The sequence below is a fragment of the Neobacillus ginsengisoli genome, from assembly GCF_030813055.1.
On record NZ_JAUSTW010000005.1, the window covers coordinates 287,083 to 308,375 of the forward strand.

Here is a 21,293-nt window from a genome sequence, read left to right on the forward strand (position 1 = left end):
GATAATTTTTATAGTTTCCTGTATTTTTACTATTAATTTCTTGACCATTAAAAAAAAATAGCTACTCAATAAAAAGCCGTTTTATGACGGCTTTTTCATTTTGAACCTCATTTTTGATAAAGTGCAAGCTGTCCTATGCTTGAATTTCCAGTACCAATATATAACCTAATCGGTGAATTCTTTAATCAGTTCTGAAAGTCTTATTAATCCCTTTTTTAAATCGTGAAGTGATGCATATGCGTATGACAAACGTAGATGAACTTGATTATGGCGGTCGTAAATAGTTCCTGGGTTTAGCAAAATTCCCTCAATTAGTGCTTTTTTAAATAATTTTCTTATAGAAATTTGGTTTTTGATATTTAACCAAATGTAAAAACCACCCTGTGGGAAATTCCATGTTGCTAATGGCTTAAAATGGTCATTTAGTATTTCAAGCATGAAATCTCTACGGAATCTTAATTTTGTCCTTATCTTCTTCACATATTCATCATATAAACCACTTGATAGCCACTCCGCAACGATGAATTGAGATAAAGAACTTGACCCATAATCCGTTTGCATTTTTATATCTGCTAACCGATCAATCACTGGTTCTGGTCCAACGACCCAACCAATTCGTAAACCGGGACCCAGTGTTTTCGACATACTCCCTATGTATAATATAAGTCCTTGACCATCAATGGATTTTAATGGATTCGGCGGCGGGGTTTCAAACCATAAATCTCCATAGACATCATCCTCAATAATTGGCAACTTTTCCTTCATACAAACATCCATTAAATCTTTTCTTCTAGTTTCAGACATTAGAATACCCGTTGGATTATGGAAAGTAGGGATCGTGTAAAGCAATGCACCATTATGCTGCTTTTTTAACCTCCCAAGCGACTCGGGTCTAATCCCTTCATCATCCATCGGAATTCCAAGTAAGTTCATTCCTGCTGATTGAAATACATGCACTGAATTCAGATAAGATGGCGTTTCAAGAAAAACAGTTGAATCTCGGTGCAATAATCCTAATGAGATCAATTGTAATGCTTGTAGTCCCCCTGAAACAATCATGATGGATGCAGGCGAAACATCTATTTTCTTCATTTTTAAATAATTGCTTATGTTTTCCCTTAAGTAAATGCTCCCCTTTGGCTCCGAGTATCCTAAAGAAAACGTATTGGGAGAATCCCTCTTGAACATTTGCTGCATTTCTTTTACGGGCAACAACTCTGGTGAAAGTTCTCCGGTTCCAAGGCGAATGATGTTTGGATTTGTTTCTGCTCTATTAATTTCTTGGATGGTTTTTATATTGGGCTGGTAAGATCCCGACTTAACGTAACTATTCCAATCCGGTGGAGGGATTGAAGCAAGTAAGCTCCAAGTATTATTGACAACAAACGTACCCTTTCCAACTTTTGATTCGATTAACCCATCAGCTGATAACTCATCAAGAGCATAAACAATGGTACTTCGATTCACATTAAAATTCTTTGCTAAATCTCGTTGAGTAGGAATTTTCGTTCCAACCGTCCATTCACCGTTCATTATTTTTCTCTTCATAAATTCGTATATTTGTTGATGGAGTGGAATCAAGGAGGATTTGTTTAGTGTAAAGTCATTTTCTGACAATAGGTACACCCCTATCACTTTTAAATTCATTATAAATGATTGGTTGGGTAGGATTCCATCCAATTGGTTGGAGACGAATTTAATCAAATCTACTACAATACAGTTACTATCTTTCAGAAGGAATAAAATGTTAGAAGCGATACTGCACGGCATGATCTTAGCATTCGGCTTAATCCTGCTTTTAGGGGTTCAAAATGTTTTTGTGTTCAATCAAGGTGCAAGTCAGTCCGATTTCGTGAGGGCACTGCCAGTAATTATTACCGCATCCATTTTGTGATACTTTGCTTATTTCAATCGCAGTCTTAGGCGTGGCGGTAGTTGTACTTGGTTCGTATTGGATCAAAACATTTCTTTTTGTCATTGGTATTTTATTTTTACTCTACATGGATTTTGTTGTATGGAGGACGAAACCTCGTAATGGACAAGAACCAGGTTCATCTTTACCTCCAAAGAAACAAATATCTTTTGCTTTGTCTGGTGTCTTTACTAAACCCACATGCAATTTTGGATACAATTGGTGTAATTGGAACAAGTTCATTAAATATACAGGGGTTGATAAAGTAGCATTTGCTAGTGCATGTATATTCATTTCGTGGGTATGGTTTGCAAGATTGGGCATAACAGGAAGGATCATAAGAAAAATGGATCAATCAGGAGGACATCTAGCGGTTTTAAATAAAATTTCAGCTATTGTTATGTGGGGCACAGCCATTCCATAGAACATAGTGAAATCACCATTTGCAAAATATGGGTATTTTATTTCTTTTCCGTATTAGCAATGAAATGTTCCATATTTTTTTTTGATTCAGGGCTTAGGTTTTGAATCTTCTCTTCCATCAGCTGCATTCCAAAATTATATAATTCAATATCTAACTTATTATTTTTCATAATGATTTCTATAACTTCTTCAGGAAAATCTTCTCTTAAGGGGCGCTTTATTGTAACATTTCTCTTTTTGTATCGATAATTTTTCCAGCCTAATTCTTGAACAATTAAATACAATGACTCTTCAAACATCTCTGTAATGCCTACAACCGCATAATAATTCTCTAGATTTTTTTTAGCCAGGTTTATATCATTTTGAACTCCTCCCGAGACAAAAAAAGTTTGTCTATTGGAAGTACGTCCCTTAAATTGTTCGGACGTAATGAACTCTTCAAAACTCATGTTTTTCACGATATTATGAGACAAATTATTCGGCTTGCGAAGTATAAAATAGTATTCAGATATCACATGCTCCACTGGATCACGCAGCATTGTGTAATACTCAAAAGGCCTATTGGATAAATGCTCATGAATGCCAAATAGGACATGACCATTTAGACATTTTATTTTTTCCCATTCATTTTTTGATAAATCATTTAGTTTTGATATCATCATCTCTCCTCTATTTGCAATATATAATTCTTCTGAATCGTATTGTTTTTTCAGAATACTCTGCAAAGTAGAACCTGCCGTTTTTGGTATATGCTGAAAAATGTAAATTTTATTTTCGTTCATTTATTAACCTCCAAATTAACTTAGTATGGAATGATATACTTGCCTTCCCATCGTAAAAATATATGGGTGATTTACATCAAAATGCTTTTTCATGAGTTCCTTTGCTGTTTCCTTAGGTATTCTTTTAAAATGAGGATCTATCCCTTGATAAATAATAGAGATCTTTTTTTTATTGATTCCTGTCCATTCTACAAGATCTTTAGTAGTTCTTTTACTAATCGTAATGATATGCTTGGCACTTTCTAAATAAGGAGGAAAAAAATTATTACAAAGTTGCCCAACCGTATGAAGGAGAAGAAAGATTAATCCATGAAATTCTTCGTTTTCCTCAGTACTTTTACGAATCGGGCTATTTTTATTTTGTTGAAAAAAGTACAAATATAGAAAGACTGGAAAGAAGGCTACTTAGTTGGGAAAAACATCAAGAGAGTCGTAAACGGTTCTTGCAACAATTTGAAAAGAGTGCTAGGCACTTATTAAAACACTAGAGAAGTAAGTGTTTTACTACAGAAAAAAGGAGTGCCACTATGAAAATAGGTTTGGATGCAAGAGGCGCTATTTGGTACCGAGGAACAGGCATTGGCACATATACGTACCAGCTTGTCAAAGCCCTATATTCGATTGATAAAAGAAATGAGTATCGTTTCTTTTGGCCTGGTGATGAATTTCAAAACCTTATTCCTTGTAAATATGAAGTTTTTCAAAGTATCGAATTAAACAAAGACAGATTTTGGGAAGAGGTTCGCATTCCCACACGAGTTGCACAAGAAAAAATAGATTTATATCATGTACCCCAAAATGGTATCGGACTGCCAAAAACAAAACACTGCCAGCAAGTAGCCACTGTTCATGACCTTATTCCCTTCATCTATCCTGAAACCTCCAGTTCAGAATATCTTTTAATCTTTCAAAATGAGATGCCCCGGATAATGGAACAATGCGACTTGATCATTACCGTTTCGGAGTTCTCCAAGCGTGACATTCAACGGTATTTTAACTTGCCAGACGAAAAAATTGCAATCATTTATGAAGCCGCTGAGGACATTTATCAACCGATCGAAAAAAATAAAGCGAAGAACTTTGTCAAACAATAATACGGATTTAACTCTCGTTATATATTATATATCGGGGGTCTTTCACATCGTAAAAATGTACTTGGGCTCATTATAGCGTTTTGGAACATACGAAGAGATATCGCTGAAGATTATAAACTTGTAATTGTTGGAAAGCGGAACCGTAGCTATAAAAATTTAATAAAGCTAATAGAGACCTTAAAAATCGAGGATAGAATTATTTTTACCGATTTTGTTCCAGTGACTCACCTTCCATATTTATATAACGCAGCCGACCTATTTGTTTACCCTTCCATGTATGAAGGTTTTGGTTTACCCCCATTAGAAGCAATGGCTTGTTGGAACACCAGTTATTGCTTCTAACCTAACCTCAATCCCGGAAGTAACTAGTGACGCAGCCGTGTTAATCAACCCGCATGATAATTATGCCTTGGCCGAATCCATTGAAAAAGCCTTAAGTAAACCTGATCAATTAATCCAAATGAGTAAAGACGGCCTGGAACAAGCTAAAAAATTTTCATGGAGGAATGCGCACAAAAAACGCTTGATGTCTATGAAAAGGTTTACAATTTAAAAGTCTAGTAAAACAATCTTAATGTGTTAAGATATAATATCTTGCCAGAATAGAAGAAGGTATTTTTCTGCAGCATCTTATAAGCTATCCTCATAAAGAATAAATTTTTTGTCCTTATAAAACCATGATAAAATCCCCTCCAAGTATAGTGTAACACCCACTTACAAGGGTTTTTGCCTAGAGGAGATACTATCATATCCGATGGACTTTTTATTGATGAAAACACTTCATGACAGATAACATCATGCTCCCATTCATATCAAAAAAAGGAGTTGGATAACAGGGATAACTTGTCCTACTTAATCTCGGTAGAGGTTATACCCTGGAATCCCAACTTTCAGCTGAGCTAAGTGGGAATAATTCAGCCTTATTCATTTTGTCTCATGCCTTTAATAAGCACTTCTGCCACTTCAGGGCGTGTATACTCCGGCGGCGGGGTTTTACCAGCCCGGAGGAGTTCTCTTACCTTCGTGCCGCTTAAAATTAGTCTTTCTTCATTGGAATGAGGGCATGTTTTCATAGAGGCCATATTCATACACTTTTTACAGTAAAAGCTGTGTTCAAAAAACAATGGTTTAATACCAATTGCAGTAGAATCAAATTGACGGAAAATCTTCTGTGCATCATATGATCCGTAATAATTCCCCACACCTGCATGATCACGGCCTACAATAAAATGAGTACATCCATAATTTTTCCGGACTAATGCATGAAAAACAGCTTCACGGGGACCTGCATAACGCATTGCTGCCGGATAAATAACCAACCGGACCCGATCTAAGGGGTAATAGTTTTTTAGTAATACCTCATAGCTTCCCATCCGTACACTGGGCGGGACATCGTCCTTTTTTGTTTCTCCAACTAGAGGATTTAAGAACAGCCCATCAACCATTTCCAAAGCGGTCTTTTGCAAATATTCATGAGCGCGGTGAACTGGATTTCTCGTTTGAAATCCCACAATGGTATTCCATCCTAAGTCAGCGAACATTTTTCGTGTTTCCGTTGGCCCCATATAATATTGTTCAAATTCTGAATGTTTGGGTCTATTTAACAGAAAAATAGCCCCTGCCAGATACACATCGCCTTGGTCAAAAAGTTTTTTTACCCCGGGGTGTTTAGGATCTACTGTTTGATAAACGAGTTGGGCTTCTTCCATTTTATCATATTCATATATTTCTTCTAACTGAATGACACCATAAAGGCTTCCATTCTCCCCATAAAGGGCAACTTGTTCTCCTATAATGAACCGATTGGCCTCTTCTTTCGTCACAGGAAGCGTAATTGGTACTGTCCAAGGTAATCCGTTTGATAAATGCATATTTTTAAGGACGGATTGGTAATCCTCTTTCCCTAAAAATCCGATAAGTGGACTATACCCTCCATTTGAAATCAATTCAATGTCAGAAATACTCCATTTTGAAATAGTAAGTGACTTAAGTGTTTTCGCCCTTTTGATCCATAATTCACGTGCGTTTCCTGTTAGTTCACGTTGAACCAGCTTACCCCCATGTGGTTTAATAGGAGTTGTTTCCACTTTCACTCATCCCCCAATAATCGATAGAATAAGATTCATGTAAATACATAAAATACAAGTCTAATAAGTTAAATAATCATTTATTTTCAAATAGTTGATGATTTCCTGTCCGCATTCCTCACTTGAATATTGAGAGGTTTCAATTACGATTTCAGGTGTTTCAGGCACCTCATATGGAGCTGAAATCCCGGTCATATTAGTAAGTTCTCCTTTCCTTGCTTTTTTATATAACCCTTTTGTATCACGTTTTTCACACACTTCTAAGGGGCATTTTACATAAATCTCAATAAATTCACCCTTTGCTACCCTTTTTCGAATTTCCTTCCTATCCTCTGCATATGGAGAGATAAGTGTGGTTATTACCACAATCCCACTATCGACGAATAATTTAGCTAATTCGCCAGTTCGGCGGATGTTTTCCTTCCTATCTTCTTGACTAAATCCAAGGTTTTGATTTAACCCTTCCCTAAGATTATCGCCATCCAGAATATATGTGGATATTCCAAGTTCATGGAGTTTTCGCTCTATAATATTAGCAATTGTTGACTTTCCGGATCCTGATAAACCGGTGAACCAAAGAATATAACTTTTATGTCCATGTAAAGCCTGACGCTGTTCTTTAGTCACTTCAAAAGATTGATGAAAGATATTCTGTCTTTGCAAAAAACTATCCCCTTCCAATTATTCTATTAAAATCAGCTTTGTACAGCATCTTCCATTATGCAGGCCAAAGCTAAAAATCACGCCTTTTGTTCTTCGATACTGCCAAGATAATTGATCCTACCCTGCCAAGTAATAAAATTACATATATAAACGGAATCCAAATATGATTTATTGACAATACATTTATCAACGTCCATATATTGGTTATAATAATTCATTTTTTTCCAATTGTTTTCTTTAGCTCTTCCCAAGAAATAAACAACCGTACAATATCTTCTTCATCAAGTTTACTTCCAAACTGAACTTCAATAATTTCAAGGTCTTTAATGGCTTTGATTCCATGCTTCCCGCCAACTGGTATGTTCAGTACATCACCTGGTTTTACATAAGACAAGACACCATCCAGAACAAATTCTCCTTCTCCCTGTACGACCACCCATACTTCATTTCTCTTATGGTGGTATTGAAAGCTAAGGTTTTTCCCCGCAAATATGCATAGCCGTTTTGTTAATACTTCCATTCCATCAGGGCTTTCTTTATATTCCAGGATACGATACCACCCTCACCGACGTTCTTCAAACATCGGCCGTTGGTTGAAATCTGTTACCAACTCTTTGATTTGGTGACTCTTCTCTTTATCTGAAATTAGAATGCCATCCGGACTTGTTGCTACTATAAGATTTGATGCACCCAAGACAATTACTGGAATATCTAATTCATTTATTAAATGGGTATTGATACAATCCTCACTCATAGAGCCTTTACCGATGATTTTTGTTTGCAATTGATCGGTTAATGTATTCCATGAGCCCAGGTCCTTTCAAAAATCATTGTATGGATAAACGGCAATCCGCTCAGCTTTTTCCACAATTTCATAATCAAAGCTTATTTTTGGAAGCGTTTTAAACTGTTCAATTAGCTCGTAATTTTAAAAACTGTTTTGATCTAGAATCATTGGAAAGTGGCCACAATCGTTTCCCCGAACCTCCTAATAACAATACAGCTTCATCTCATGCACCTCGATGTGATAATTAGTTGAAATTTCATTCATTTTTTCATGGTATTATCTTATGAGTGCATAGAGTGATTGGTTTGGGACACCAAAGATATATTTTCAGTAATCATAATCTCCATATACTCATGAAGAGCAGAATTTTTTGAATAGCCAATTATATGGGCAGCAGTTCCTGTATTAGGTAGTAATCCATTAGTTGAGGATATTAATCGTTTTCTACATTTTTTTTTGTTTAATACTCATGGATATGAAGGAAATGTGAGATTTTGGAATGGATTATGGAACCAGGGTTTTGTGGAAGCTGTTAATTACGAAAATCATGAAATAATGGAATTAGTGAATGGAATATAAAAAGCGCCTCTCGACGTTTGAGAAGGTCCGATCCCTTACGCATAACAGTTCAACTTATTCTTATAGAGCAAACTTCAATTATCTCTTTCGTTAATTTTTTAAAGTATTTTTTACAGTTAACCAATAAGTTTTATTCCACTAATAATAATGATTGCAGCCACCACTATACGGAGAAGTTTAGTAGGAACTTTTGCAGATAAAGTGCTTCCTAAAAGAACCCCTGGAATCGATCCAATTAAAAGATTTCCTACCAGGACGTAGTTTACACTTCCAGCATTTGCATGGAGCAATCCTGCAACTGTCACTAATAAAAAGGCATGGGCAATATCAGTTCCAACTAATTCGGATGCGCTCAAACGGTATAGATATAACATAGCAAGAGCAAATAAAGAACCTGATCCAATCGAAGTGAGCCCTACAATAAAACCAAAGACAGCACCGATAAATATAGTTAATCCGCGTTTTTCTTCTACCGATTTTAATTGCCAGCGGTTCGGTCTTATTTTTTTATCAAAAAAAGTTCGAATCAAAATAGCTATAGCGACTAAAATAAGGACATAACCAAGTGATTGCTTAATAATTTGTTCTTGATTATGATTGGAAAACTCGAAAAACTGCAGAATTATAATGGGCACAGTTGCACTTGGGACGCTTCCTATTGCAAGGTATTTTGCTAATTTGAAATTAATTGTTTTTTGTTTCCAATGTTGAAAGACCCCAAACAATTTCGTAATGGAGTTATAAACAAGATCCGTTCCTACTGCGATAGAAGGATGAATCCCTGACATTATAAGAATAGGAGTTAAAAGTGCAGCCCCCCCTACTCCTGTTAAACCGACTAAAAACCCAATAAACAATCCCATAACCGCTATACCAATACTCATAGTTTAATCCCTCTTTTTACGGCTCGAACCTTGGCTCGATAGACGTCTGGAACATTGACCACCTATTGGGTCTTGGTCAATAAAATAGCTTAAACCTAAACTTTCAGCCCCACGTACAGCTTCTTTAATCTTAGCTGGTGAATAAAAATCCATGAAATTACCTCTTTCTGTTCTTATATTAAACCATGGAAGATCATTGAACCTTTTTATTTCTATATCGTATGAGGACGTGAAGTTTATGTATAAGACAGGCGTTTATTTTTAAAAATTTATCTAAATTTCAATCCTTACTTTCTAAATATTTTTGTTAGTAGTACATAAAACTGTACGTTGGAACACCTGCAAAGTTGGTTATATCAACCATATATTTCTTTCCGTTTTGTCCAAGCTTATCTTTTCAAATATGCATACCCTATTTGAAAAGATTCATAAAGTTACTTACCATAAATGAAAGGAGCCAATTTATTTGCGTAAAGTTATCCATTTAAATTTAAGAGTTGACCCTACCCAATATATATCACAAATTCGAGAGGTCCCCGGCTATGATTATATTCATTTGGTACGAGAACCTAAGTATATGGTAAATCTCTCCCTTTTTAATGAGAAGATTTATTATCTTAATGAAATTTTCTCACCGAAAGAATTCGTCAAAAAAAATAAGATCTCCCTCTTACATGCTCACCACGGACAATTAGGCATATTGTTACTCCCTTTTAAAGAAAAAACAAAACTTCCGTTAGTAACCAGTATACGAGGCAGGGATGCAACACTAGCCAATCAGCCGGTTGGCTATTTAGAGCACATGAAGATGCTTTTTGAAGAAGGCGAGTGTTTTTTCCCAGTTTGTCAATACTTAGCGGCTAGGATAAAGGATTGGGGATGCCCTTCGAAAAAGATTAGAGTATTATATGGCGGAGTTGACCTTAACCAATTCCAATACCGGACTCCACCTAATAATGGTTCACAAAATATTTTATCTATTGGCAGATTGGTAGAGAAAAAGGGACACCATATCTTAATGAAAGCTTTTCAAAAAATAAAAAATAAATTCCCAAATGCCACTCTTACCATTATTGGGGGAGGGGAACTTGAAGAATATATTAAATCTTTGGCCACTCAGCTTAATCTGGGAGATTCATTTCAGCTATTAAATCATCTTCCTAAAGATAAAGTGCGAGAACAATTAGTTAAGGCCGACCTATTTTGTGCTGCCAGCTTAGAAGCTTCTAATGGAGATTTAGAAGGTATTCCAAATACATTAAAAGAAGCAATGGCGACTGGTGTACCCGTGATCTCAACCTATCATGCAGGCATTCCTGAATTGATCAAAAATAACAAAGAGGGTGTGTTAGTACAAGAGAACAACGTTGATGAACTGGCAGATGCTCTTGAATATATGTTAACCAATAGGGCACTATGGGAAACTTATACAGCTGCAGCTCGTCAAAAAGTCGAACAAGACTTTGATCTTAATAAACAGCTTCTGCAGCAAGCTAAATATTATGATAAACTGATAGGAGGTAAACGATGAAGGATTTTCAATCTATCACTGTAACCAAAGGTGAAGAATTTTTAGAGATTCATAACCCAACTAACTATTCACTAATAGGAAATGGCGCTCAAGGTGCTGTATTTAAACTTTCAGAAAATAAATGCGTCAAAATCTATGCAGACCCGGGAAATGCCAAAAGGGAAGCAGAAGCCCTTAAAGCTGGAAGACACCTCCCCTTTATGCCTAAAGTTTTTGATTCAGGGTCAAATTATGTGGTTATGGAATATTTTAATGCTCCAACTTTAAAAGAATATTTAAGAAATTGCACGTATATCCCTGAATCCATCGTAAAAAAACTTCTCTATATATTTAAGGAAATTAGAAAGAGCACCGATCATAGTGAATTTACTCTAAGACATATATTTGTCACTAAAAACGAAGAACTTAAAGTCATAGACCACGCCAAATCCTCCGAAAGAAATCATCCTGTTCCATTAAAACTATTAAGGGATTTAAATTTCATGCTATTAAAAGATTCATTCTTAGACCAAGTAAAAAAGTTAGAACCGAAGACCTACAAAAAATGGATGAAATTTTTTGAACAAAACAATTTAGACTTTAGGACAATTGTGGTCACCTCTGGGAAATCAGGTAAGAGAGTAAAAATCGATTATCCGATGACACAAACGTATATCGGTTCAGAGTTTCACGGTGCTTTTTACCGCGTATCTGAAGATCAATGCGTAAAAATTTACCAGAATCCACTACATGCTAAATATGAAAAAGAGGTTCTTTTATCCAATAAAGGCTTACCTTTTATCCCGAAGGTCTTTGAAACAGGATCCAATTATATTTTAATGGAAAATCTACCAGGACCAGATTTAAATACATTTTTAAAACAACAATCGAAACTTACAGAAGATATCACAAGGCGGCTATTATCTATTCTAACAACCATGAAAAAATCAGGTTATAAACATATTGATGCTCCGCTAAGGCATATTATTGTAACAAGCAAGGGGTTTAAATTAGTGGATCATGTGTTCCCGTTCAAACTTAAACAGAATAGACCTCTTGAGCTATTTTACAACCTTCAGGAAAGGCAATTTTTAGATTCTTTTTTAGAACAAGTGAAGTCAATCGATCCTAAAACGTATAAAAAATGGACAAAGACACCTATTCCTCTAAATCCTGATGGGACGATAAAAATACAATGAACATTTTAGTGACGGGTGCGGCAGGATTTATTGGTTTCCATCTATCAAAGCGTTTGTTAGATCTGAATTATCATGTAATAGGTGTCGATAATCTTAATGACTATTACGATGTTGCTTTAAAGAAAGACCGACTAAAGATACTAGAAAATCACCCGCAATTTGAATTCCATTTAATAGATATAACTGATAGAAAAAAATTAAATCAACTATTTGAAGAAAAAACGATCAGTATTGTTATAAACTTAGCTGCTCAAGCTGGAGTGCGTTATAGCATTGACAACCCATATGCTTATGTTCATTCAAACCTGGTTGGGTTTATGAATATTTTAGAGTCATGCAGACAATATAAGGTCGAGCACCTGATTTATGCATCATCTAGTTCGGTTTATGGCGCAAATGCCCACATCCCATTTTCCACCACTGACCCAGTTGATCATCCTGTAAGTATCTATGCAGCTACTAAAAAGGCAAATGAATTATTGGCCCATTCGTATAGTCATTTATTTAATACTCCAACTACAGGTCTTCGTTTCTTTACGGTTTATGGTACTTGGGGAAGACCGGATATGGCTTATTTCTCTTTTACTAAAAACATTTTGGAAGAGAAAACCATAAAAGTGTTTAATCATGGAGACATGCAACGAGACTTTACCTATATTGATGATATTGTTGAAGCAATCATCCGATTACTCGATCATCCACCGAAAAATAACCAAAATTGGGATAGAGAAAATCCTGATCCAAGTTCAAGCTATGCCCCATACAAAATTTATAATATTGGTAACAATCATCCTATAAAAATAATGGATTTCATTAACATTTTAGAGAAACTAATTGGAAAAAAAGCAAAAATTGAATTTTTACCAATGCAACCAGGCGACGTAAAGGAGACCTACGCAGATATTTCCGATTTGCAGGCAGATGTGGGGTTTTATCCTACAACAACCATTGAAACAGGTTTAACTCATTTTGTAGACTGGTACAAAAAATACTATAAAAAATAAGGAGGTTTTATAAATTGGCTGTGTTAAAGGCGAATGTTGATTTTTTACAACTGTTGATTGGAGCGGAGGGCGCTCGACTCCTGCGGGATAGAGAGGTCACGGGAGACCCCGCTTATCTCTAAACGCCGAGGAGGCTCTCGGACCTCCCCGCGGAAAGCGAGCGCCAGGAGCGGAAATCAACAACCAAGTTTAACAGAGCCTATAAATTAAAAGGGAAATTGTCTGAAATGACAATTTCCCTTTTAAATTTCCAACTAGGAAATGGATATTTAGCTAGAATTTATTCTCACTTTAAATTATTTGATAAAGAGCAGCCCCGTTAAGGATTATGGTGGTCCCGCAAATGTTTCATGGACAATTACCATTTGATGATTAGAATATAGTTTATTAATACTCTCCACTAAGAATAGATTGTTTACCAATTGGATAATATTCAATTTTCTCGCATTGTCTAATTCTATCTTCTTCAAGACAGTTTCTACCGTCAAAAATAATCGGATATTTCATTTTTTTCATTAAACTGGCTAAATCCAACTGTGTAAACTCTTTCCATTCTGTCACAATAAATAATGCATCTGCACCTAAAACAGCATCAAAGACTGAGCTTACATATTGGATTGTATCACCTATAATTTTTTTGGCTTGTTCGGTTCCTACTGGATCATAGGCTACTACTTCTGCTCCTAGATTGGTTAATGATTGTGCAATATTGATGGAAGGGGCTTCTCTCATATCATCAGTTTCTGGCTTGAAAGGAAGACCAAGTATCCCAATTTTTTTTCCTTTTAATTCTCCAAATCGCTTTATCGCTTTCTTGACAAGAACCTCTTTTTGAAAATCATTAATCGAGATAGTTTCTTTTAACATAGAGAAATTTACACCATACCGTCCGGCAGTATGCAGCAATGCTTTAACATCCTTAGGAAAACAGGATCCGCCATAGCCAATTCCCGCTTGTAAAAATGCTTCTCCTATCCTTTTATCCTTCCCCATACCTTTGGCGACATCTTCCACATCTGCTCCAACCGCTTCACATAAATTCGCAATTTCATTAATAAAACTAATTTTTGTCGCCAAAAAAGCATTGGAAGCATACTTAATCATTTCCGAGCTTCTAAAGCCTGTGAATATTACCGGCACCTGCAATGGACGATACATTTCTTGTACCTTTTCCGCCGCTTCTTTATTTTCAAAACCGATAATTATTCTGTCCGCATTCATTGTATCGTGAATAGCTGAGCCTTGTCTTAGAAATTCTGGATTTGATACCATCATAACCTCTTTATTACACTTTTCTTCGATAATTTTTTTAATATATTCATTCGTTCCAACTGGTACTGTACTTTTAATCACGACAATAGTGCCTTTTTCAATATGACCAGAAATATCCTTTGCTGCTTGCTCAAGATACGATAAATCTGCTCCACCATCCGGTCTTTGTGGTGTTCCTACCGCAATGATAATGATTTCTGCACCCTCAACCCCATCTTTATGTGAAGTGGTAAATATAAGTCTACCCGCTCCTGTATTCTTAACAAGTAAAGTCTCTAGACCTGGCTCATAGATTGGAGAAATCCCCTGTTGAAGACGAGAAATTTTCTGATCATCTATATCGATGCAAGTGACCTGATGGCCTATTTCTGACAAACAAACACCAGTAGATAGCCCGACATAGCCTGTACCTAAAACAGCTATTTTCATATCAATCAAACTCCTGCTTCAATATCTAAGGTATTCTTTTTTATTAAATCCCGTAAAAAGAAAAGTACCTCTTCTCGTAAATCGTCCCTATTTAAAGCAAAGTCGATCGTTGCTTTAATAAAGCCAATTTTATCTCCAATATCATACCGTCTTCCCTCAAAATTAAAGGCTAATACTGATTGCTGCTTATTTAGCTCATTAATGGCATCTGTAAGCTGTAATTCATTTCCTTGACCAACTGGAAGCCTTGCTAATATTTCGAAAATCTCTGGTTTTAAAACATAACGCCCCATTATCGCGTATTGAGAAGGGGCTGCTTCTCTTTTTGGCTTTTCTACTAAAGATTCGATATAGGAAAGGTTTGGTTCGATATTCGTTCCTTTTGGTTTGATAATTCCATACTTACTTACTTCATCTTCCGGCACAGTCTGAACTCCTACGATGGAGCTGTTGTAATAATCGAAAGCATTGATGATTTGCTTTAAACAAGGAGTTTCTGATATTACAAGATCATCCCCTAACAAAACAGCAAACGGCTCACTGCCGATAAGGTTTTTTGCGCAAAGAATAGCATGTCCTAGCCCCTTCGGTTCCTTTTGGCGTACATAATAGATATTTACTAAACTGGATATTTTCTGAACTTCCTCTAAAACTTCTAGCTGATTTTTTCTTAAGAGTGTATCTTCCAGCTCATAGGATTTATCAAAGTGGTCCTCTATTGCCCTTTTTCCTCTGCCGATGATGATAATAATTTCTTCAATCCCCGAAGCAACTGCTTCCTCTACGATATATTGAATCGTTGGTTTATCAACAATCGGCAGCATTTCCTTAGGCTGAGCTTTTGTAGCTGGCAAAAAACGAGTCCCTAGACCTGCTGCTGGAATAATGGCCTTTCGAATTTTCATATGCTGCCTCCCTTCTTGAAATCCTTATTCTTTTATATGCAAGGATAAATCGTCCTGTTACTGCAGATACCTAATGGTTTAGAATAATACTCTTAATTAAAAAGGAAGGCAGTAAATTTCTTGCTGCCAAGCCAATCAGACTTCGACCCCTTGTTACAGACCTATTGAAAGTGCAAAAAAAAACTCCTTTACCCGACCGGATAAGGGAGTTAATCATGATTATCATGTAATGGTCGATATATTTTTTTGTTGAATTTCTCTATTAGCTCTGGAAGAATTTTATCACGCCGTCTTAACAACTTTTTGACCATGACCTTCTTTTCCTCTGGAGAAACCATCCAATCGTCAGGAATTAGAGAAACAATTTCTTCAATTAATAGAGTTGGAATGCTTTGAATGAGTTCCAACTGCTCCGTAAAATCCTTCTCGTCAGCGATACACCGTGCCATTAATTGGTGGGTTGCACTCTTCATGATATCGACTGGGAGTTTTTCTAAATCAGATTGAACCCAATTGTAAGATCCGAAAATTTCCGCATGGTCGATGATCTGCAAATGGAAGAAATTCGGCATTTTTTCTTGCAATAGAATGTTTTTGCGGGTACGGTCTAGATTACAAAGCCAGTAATCAAATAAAATGATACCGGCTAACGATTGATGATTGATAATGTATGGGTCAGCAGAAACTTGATGGCCGTCGATACAATCGCGCACATACAACGAAGCGAATTGATTTTGAGTATAAGTTAAATGTTCTATACCAGGTACCTGTGAAGAAAATTCCCGTGGAATTTCCACTAATTGGGCAAACGGAATAGGGAGGTCAAGGTAACGGCCTAAGCAATACGAAACCCATTCATTTGCTAGGGATTTTTCAAAGCCAGGTTGTAAATATTTCACCACATAGTCTCTTCCATCATTAAAAGTTATTAGATGCGCATTCGATTTCCCTTCCATTTTTTTACGATATGCAATAGGCTCTTTCATGGGCCAATCACCTCATCACTACTACCGTTTTCTTTCTGAATGATTTTTTCTAACAATTCGATATAACGATCTGCTACCTTTTCAATAGCGAAATTTTGGTGTACACGTTCCATGGCTGCCTCTGACATCTGTTGATGAAGTTCTGGAAAATCTATAATACTGTATATTTGCTTGACGGCATCTTGGACATTTTCTCCATGATAGAGTAAACCATCCTCTCCTTGAACCACCAATTCCGTGATGGGCATCATATTTGATGCAACAACCGGAACACCGCAAACCATTGATTCAATAAAGGTGTTACCGAAGGATTCTGATTTTGTGGTTGCGAGTGTACAGCCACCTGAGTGACGAATTTTCGCATAGACATGGGGCATTTGCTGATAAGGAATAACCGGAAACCATTTAACAATATCGGTGAGTTCCTCCTCCTGCCATTCGGCTGCAAATTCTTCCTTTTGTACACTTTGCGCCCCGCCAATCAACCATATTTCAACATCGTCTCGTTCACTTTTTATCACCTTTGCAATTTCCAGCAACATTTTCCAGTTTTTTCTTTTGTCTAATCTTCCGATCCATCCGATAATCTTTTTATCTTTAGGTATTGTGGGCGTACTGTTGAAATCAACTTCATCGGTCGCTAATGCACGGAAAAACGATGTATCTACACCATTGTATATAACATTGATGGGGATATCATCCGTCAGTATGGAAACTAATCGTTTTTGATACTGTGAAGGAACGATTATCAATTCTGGTTGTATTCCTTGGAATGATATTAAATGAGGTTTGAGCTTTATGAGCTCAGGAGTTCGAGCTTCCACAATTACAGGACCTTGATATTTTGCTTTTCGAATCCATTTGTAGGCCGCACCTGTGTCCACAACAATAATTGCATCATAAGCGTTATCCTTAATAATTTTAATAATCTCCTGTTTATCTTTAGTTAAATAAACGGGAGCAATATCCTGCATAATGTGGAGCCCTCCATGATCTGTTGTATACAGAAATTCTGTATGAATACCATGTTGTTTAAAATAAATCGAGCGATTACGCCAACCGGCATTTACTCCCCCAACCGTAAGCAGTCGCCAGATTACAAGTACTTTCATATTGGTTCTCCTCGCTATTTTTGGGCACCTCCTCATAAATTCAAACCTTATTTTGTAGGTCAGAATTTAGAGGGTATAACCGTTATTTACCTTAACGATGTTTTCCAGTTTCACGATATTTTACACTTTCAAATGGTTTTTCCTCTCCATTATATTTTCTATGACGTTGCTGTTTTTCTTTTTCTCCACGGGAATCCTTTCCCTTTTTGCTTCGTCCATCTCGAGTATAGGGTCCATCCTGTTCGTGTTCATCCCAATACTTATCAATTTTTTCCATTACTTTATTGATATCATATCCGCGTGCTATCATTGTTTTTACCCATTCTTCTTTGAAAACTTTGTGTGCTAAGCCTTCTAGCATTACAACATAGTTTTCCTCATCCTTTGTTGTTAACAGCTTTTGACTTAGTTTTTTCAAAGTTTTTTTATCACTTTTTTGTGGGAGTAGTATTTGGTAAATTTGATGGGATATTTCTTCCATGCGGATATAATGCAGCCATTCATTATATAATTCGGGTTCTAGTGTTTGAACATGTGATAAAAACAATGCCTTATTTTCTTCTCCTAATGAAGTTAGCAACTTTCTCGGATAGGGATATACCCGATCACGCCAAACAGTCCTCGCCACGTCAATTACTTTCAAATTACCATCTGGTTGTAAGAAAATTTGCCGTTTATGATGATCAATCCGTTCGAAACCGATTTCTTTAAACATAACTAACATTTGGATCAATTTATAAGAAAGTTCTTCTGTCAATGGCTGTGATTGCAAGTATTCACGTAGGTCCACTCCTCTTACAATTTCCATTGCAATATAGAGTGACCCTTTTGCATATACCTGTGGCAGTAAATTCGTGTTTTGTCCTAGGGATAGGGCATAATATTCCCGATCACAATCCTCGACATTTCCAAATACTTTCACACAAATATCGTCCGAAAACTGAAAAACAGCTCCTTGACGCCCTTTACCTATCATCAGCATTGGTGATTTATTAACAACTTCCACGTCTGCATTGATCATATTCTGAACTTTTATGTCTTTTATCCATTTTTCCAATTGTTTCTTATCCATTATTTTCTTCCTTTCATAGGTTCCTCTTGATTCATTTAAACTACGATCCACAATAGGAAAATTTCCTAATATAGTTAATTCATAAATATAGTCAAATGGTAGGGCAGGGGTTTATAAAACAAAAAAAATTTTAAATTCATCAAAACTTCGTGCAAAAACTACTGTGATTTTTAATCATCAAGTTTGTTTTTTGCTGTATTAATCATGATTTCTATTGGAGGCATTTGTTGATAGATTCAAGCGGAATTATGGAAAAACGGGTACAAACCTAAAGCCTGACTTATTCGTGATACATATAAATACAGTACAACATCACAAGAGGGATAGATGGAAGGGGGGGACACAAGTGGTCTAACTCATTGAGCGGGAAGGTCGTCTCATGAAAACATCATGAAAAACTAGCTAGAAGAAGGGAGAAAAAATATCTAATGTTTTGGATAACTATATTAACATTTTTGGGTACCCTCGGATTGATTCTTTGGAGACCTAAAGGCATTAATGAAGCCATACCTGCTGCGATAGGAGCATTAATTGTCGTACTCAGTGGAAGCGTTTCATTATCAGACCTAGGAATCATTACAGATACAATCAGCGGAGCTGCGATTACGATCATGGCAACCATCGTTATGGCGATTGTCTTAGAAAGCTTTGGGTTCTTTCACTGGGTGGCAGAGAAGCTCGCCGAAAAAGCAAAGGGGTCAGGCATTCGATTATTCTGGTATGTCAATCTTCTATGTTTTCTCATGACACTCCTTTTTAATAACGACGGAAGTATTTTGATCACAACCCCCATTTTAGTCATGTTATTAAACAATATGGGCTTAAAAAACCATCAAAAAATTCCGTATTTGCTGTCTGGAGGTTTAATTGCAACCGCTTCGAGTGCTCCAATCGGTGTAAGTAATATTGTAAATCTCGTCGCTCTGAAAATCGTGCATATGACTTTGTATATGCATACGGCGATGATGTTTGTTCCTGCAACGCTTGGTTTATTACTCCTAGTTGGGCTCCTGTTCCTTCGTTTTCGCAAAATCTTACCAAAAACCATTCCTACTAAGGTATCGGGTCTTTCACTCCCTTCTTACCATCCGCTTAAACCAGGTCCTCAAGGTCTTAAACATGCTTCGGAGAAAGCTCGTTCAAGGTTTATGCGAAACGTCCTACTCTTCGTATTCGCTGTCCGTGTCAGCTTGTTTGTCGCTTCGTTTTTTGCTATTCCAGTCTCACTCGTAGCTGTTTTTGGATCGCTTGTTCTTTTAGGATGGAGATGGGCTTATTTAAAAATTTCTCCTGCCGATATGCTGAAAAAAACGCCGTGGTATATTATCATTTTCGCCTTTTGTATGTATACCATCATTTACGGTCTCAATAACATTGGTTTAACCACTTGGTTGATCGGATTCATGCAACCAATCGTTTCGGGCAGCCTGCTCCATGCCAGTGTGGTGATGGGCGTACTACTAACCGTAACATCCAATATATTTAATAATCACCCAGCCCTTATGGTTGGAACACTCACGTTAACGCATATGCATCTAGATCTACTTTCCTTGAAAATCGCCTATCTGGCTAACATTGTAGGCAGTGACATGGGATCGTTACTTCTTCCAATGGGAACGCTGGCTACGCTGATGTGGATGCACATTGTCAAGCGTGGAAAAGTGAGAATCACTTGGGGTGAATATATTAAAATCACAGCTGTTGTGATCCCGCCTACCGTATTGTTTACTTTGGTTGTTTTATATTATTGGGTTTCTTCGCTATTTGCCGGAGTTTTAATAAGATAACACTTTTTGATGAAAAAGGAGAATGAAGATGCTTATTGATTTTGTAGATTTAAAAGGAAAAAATATTGAGGTTGAAATTTCTGGAGGCAGTTTTCACATGGGAATCCTTATCGATTCTGGGTTGGACATCATTGTTATATACGAAGGAAGGACCAATTCCTTTCTCTACATTCCCTTTGTTCATATTCAGAGATTGAAAGAGATCAGAATTAAGGAAGAAGATCCCTCTTATGATCCTCCTTCAGAAAAACCAATTGAATCTGATGCAATATCCTATCGTAAAATATTAATGAGTGCTAAAGGATTGTTTGTCAAGGTTTACGTGACAGGGGATAAAGCCATTCATGGCTATTTAACGAGTATTATGAACGACTATTTTGTCTTTCACACCCCTGCTTACAAAACAATGTTTATTTCGATGAAGCATGTAAAATGGCTAATTCCGTATCCAGTAAATACAACGCCGTATTCCTTAAACAATCAAAAATTACCCCTTACGTCTGTACCCAGTTCTTTAGCAAGATCTTTTGATGAGCAGTTGAAAAAATTAGAAAATCAACTAGTTATTCTAGATGGTGGAGACAATACTGAAAAAATAGGCTTAATCCAAAAGGTTCAAAATAACAAAATGTCTCTGATAACAGCTGATGGGGAAACGGTATATCGGAATTTAGAGCACATTAAAACGATACAATTACCGTAATTAACTATTTCTCATCTTTAACTAAAAAATAAGTAGTTAGGTGATGTCCACTTGTGTAGACGAAATAAACAAAAAGAATAATCCACCCTGTGTTTGCAGACGA

General features: G+C 36.5%; 22 protein-coding genes and 1 pseudogene. 9 read left to right on the forward strand and 14 right to left on the reverse strand.

The window, feature by feature from the left end; all coding sequences use genetic code 11:
* Positions 1-165 precede the first annotated feature (165 nt).
* Positions 166-1,617 carry an aminotransferase-like domain-containing protein gene (locus J2S10_RS16810; protein ID WP_307409831.1) on the reverse strand — a complete coding sequence of 484 codons (1,452 nt, stop codon included), beginning with the start codon at positions 1,615-1,617 and terminating at the stop codon, positions 166-168.
* 127 nt (positions 1,618-1,744) lie between these two features.
* Between J2S10_RS16810 and J2S10_RS16815 the strand changes: the two genes are divergently transcribed.
* Together J2S10_RS16815 and J2S10_RS16820 are read left to right on the forward strand one after the other, a co-directional pair.
* Positions 1,745-1,894: a hypothetical protein gene (locus J2S10_RS16815; RefSeq protein ID WP_307409834.1), complete on the forward strand. Its 150-nt coding sequence runs from the start codon at positions 1,745-1,747 to the stop codon at positions 1,892-1,894.
* A 31-nt stretch (positions 1,895-1,925) separates the two neighbouring features.
* A complete protein-coding gene (locus J2S10_RS16820) occupies positions 1,926-2,336 on the forward strand; it encodes a hypothetical protein (RefSeq protein ID WP_307409836.1) in 411 nt (136 codons plus the stop codon).
* A 37-nt stretch (positions 2,337-2,373) separates the two neighbouring features.
* Here J2S10_RS16820 and J2S10_RS16825 read toward each other — a convergent pair whose 3' ends face one another.
* Both J2S10_RS16825 and J2S10_RS27490 read right to left on the reverse strand, forming a co-directional pair.
* The gene (locus tag J2S10_RS16825) at positions 2,374-3,117 is read right to left on the reverse strand and encodes a sulfotransferase family 2 domain-containing protein (protein ID WP_307409838.1); all 744 of its coding nucleotides are present in this window, start codon (positions 3,115-3,117) and stop codon (positions 2,374-2,376) included.
* A 15-nt stretch (positions 3,118-3,132) separates the two neighbouring features.
* Positions 3,133-3,495, reverse strand: coding sequence for a glycosyltransferase (locus tag J2S10_RS27490; protein ID WP_370876226.1), 363 nt, complete (start codon positions 3,493-3,495; stop codon positions 3,133-3,135).
* Between the two features lie 149 nt (positions 3,496-3,644).
* On the opposite strand from J2S10_RS27490, the gene J2S10_RS16830 reads away from it, so the two are divergent.
* Positions 3,645-4,211, forward strand: a complete 567-nt coding sequence (locus tag J2S10_RS16830) for a glycosyltransferase (protein ID WP_307409840.1) — start codon at positions 3,645-3,647, stop codon at positions 4,209-4,211.
* A 21-nt stretch (positions 4,212-4,232) separates the two neighbouring features.
* On the forward strand, positions 4,233-4,553 hold the full coding sequence (locus tag J2S10_RS27495) for a glycosyltransferase (protein ID WP_370876230.1): 321 nt from the start codon (positions 4,233-4,235) through the stop codon (positions 4,551-4,553).
* A gap of 578 nt (positions 4,554-5,131) precedes the next feature.
* On the opposite strand, the gene sat is transcribed toward J2S10_RS27495, so the two are convergent.
* The 6 genes and pseudogenes from sat to J2S10_RS16855 form a co-directional block, all read right to left on the reverse strand.
* Positions 5,132-6,304, reverse strand: coding sequence for a sulfate adenylyltransferase (sat, locus tag J2S10_RS16835; RefSeq protein ID WP_307409842.1), 1,173 nt, complete (start codon positions 6,302-6,304; stop codon positions 5,132-5,134).
* 54 nt (positions 6,305-6,358) lie between these two features.
* A complete protein-coding gene (gene cysC / locus J2S10_RS16840; protein WP_307409844.1) occupies positions 6,359-6,961 on the reverse strand; it encodes an adenylyl-sulfate kinase in 603 nt (200 codons plus the stop codon).
* Positions 6,962-7,175: 214 nt separating this feature from the next.
* A pseudogene (locus J2S10_RS16845) lies at positions 7,176-7,883 on the reverse strand (phosphomannose isomerase type II C-terminal cupin domain); the annotation flags it as partial.
* Positions 7,873-7,959, reverse strand: a complete 87-nt coding sequence (locus J2S10_RS27500) for a sugar phosphate nucleotidyltransferase (RefSeq protein ID WP_370876231.1) — start codon at positions 7,957-7,959, stop codon at positions 7,873-7,875. The pseudogene J2S10_RS16845 and the gene J2S10_RS27500, both read right to left, overlap by 11 nt.
* Before the next feature lie 484 nt (positions 7,960-8,443).
* Entirely contained in the window at positions 8,444-9,211 is a 768-nt protein-coding gene (locus J2S10_RS16850; RefSeq protein WP_307409846.1) for a sulfite exporter TauE/SafE family protein, read from the reverse strand.
* Between the two features lie 3 nt (positions 9,212-9,214).
* Complete coding sequence (locus J2S10_RS16855; RefSeq protein WP_307409848.1) at positions 9,215-9,364, reverse strand: CotG/ExsB N-terminal domain-containing protein; 150 nt, start codon at positions 9,362-9,364, stop codon at positions 9,215-9,217.
* Between the two features lie 313 nt (positions 9,365-9,677).
* On the opposite strand from J2S10_RS16855, the gene J2S10_RS16860 reads away from it, so the two are divergent.
* From J2S10_RS16860 to J2S10_RS16870, 3 genes are read left to right on the forward strand one after another with little or no spacing between them, the layout of a single operon-like run.
* Positions 9,678-10,742, forward strand: coding sequence for a glycosyltransferase (locus J2S10_RS16860; protein ID WP_307409850.1), 1,065 nt, complete (start codon positions 9,678-9,680; stop codon positions 10,740-10,742).
* Positions 10,739-11,920: a hypothetical protein gene (locus J2S10_RS16865; RefSeq protein WP_307409852.1), complete on the forward strand. Its 1,182-nt coding sequence runs from the start codon at positions 10,739-10,741 to the stop codon at positions 11,918-11,920. The genes J2S10_RS16860 and J2S10_RS16865 overlap by 4 nt, the downstream gene beginning before the upstream one ends.
* A complete protein-coding gene (locus J2S10_RS16870; RefSeq protein WP_307409853.1) occupies positions 11,917-12,924 on the forward strand; it encodes an NAD-dependent epimerase in 1,008 nt (335 codons plus the stop codon). Before J2S10_RS16865 ends, J2S10_RS16870 begins: the two co-directional genes overlap by 4 nt.
* A gap of 387 nt (positions 12,925-13,311) precedes the next feature.
* On the opposite strand, the gene J2S10_RS16875 is transcribed toward J2S10_RS16870, so the two are convergent.
* The 5 genes from J2S10_RS16875 to J2S10_RS16895 form a co-directional block, all read right to left on the reverse strand.
* Positions 13,312-14,625, reverse strand: coding sequence for a UDP-glucose dehydrogenase family protein (locus J2S10_RS16875; RefSeq protein WP_307409855.1), 1,314 nt, complete (start codon positions 14,623-14,625; stop codon positions 13,312-13,314).
* Positions 14,626-14,630: 5 nt separating this feature from the next.
* On the reverse strand, positions 14,631-15,530 hold the full coding sequence (galU, locus tag J2S10_RS16880) for a UTP--glucose-1-phosphate uridylyltransferase GalU (protein ID WP_307409857.1): 900 nt from the start codon (positions 15,528-15,530) through the stop codon (positions 14,631-14,633).
* A 209-nt stretch (positions 15,531-15,739) separates the two neighbouring features.
* Positions 15,740-16,516, reverse strand: coding sequence for a HipA family kinase (locus J2S10_RS16885; protein ID WP_307409859.1), 777 nt, complete (start codon positions 16,514-16,516; stop codon positions 15,740-15,742).
* Positions 16,513-17,628, reverse strand: a complete 1,116-nt coding sequence (locus J2S10_RS16890) for a glycosyltransferase family 4 protein (RefSeq protein WP_307409861.1) — start codon at positions 17,626-17,628, stop codon at positions 16,513-16,515. Before J2S10_RS16890 ends, J2S10_RS16885 begins: the two co-directional genes overlap by 4 nt.
* A 91-nt stretch (positions 17,629-17,719) precedes the next feature.
* Complete coding sequence (locus tag J2S10_RS16895; RefSeq protein WP_307409863.1) at positions 17,720-18,700, reverse strand: serine/threonine-protein kinase; 981 nt, start codon at positions 18,698-18,700, stop codon at positions 17,720-17,722.
* A 428-nt stretch (positions 18,701-19,128) separates the two neighbouring features.
* Between J2S10_RS16895 and J2S10_RS16900 the strand changes: the two genes are divergently transcribed.
* Positions 19,129-20,487 (forward strand): arsenic transporter, encoded by a 1,359-nt coding sequence (locus J2S10_RS16900; RefSeq protein ID WP_307409866.1) that lies wholly within the window; start codon positions 19,129-19,131, stop codon positions 20,485-20,487.
* Between the two features lie 22 nt (positions 20,488-20,509).
* The gene (locus J2S10_RS16905; RefSeq protein WP_307409868.1) at positions 20,510-21,190 is read left to right on the forward strand and encodes a DUF2642 domain-containing protein; all 681 of its coding nucleotides are present in this window, start codon (positions 20,510-20,512) and stop codon (positions 21,188-21,190) included.
* The last annotated feature ends 103 nt before the right edge of the window (positions 21,191-21,293 follow it).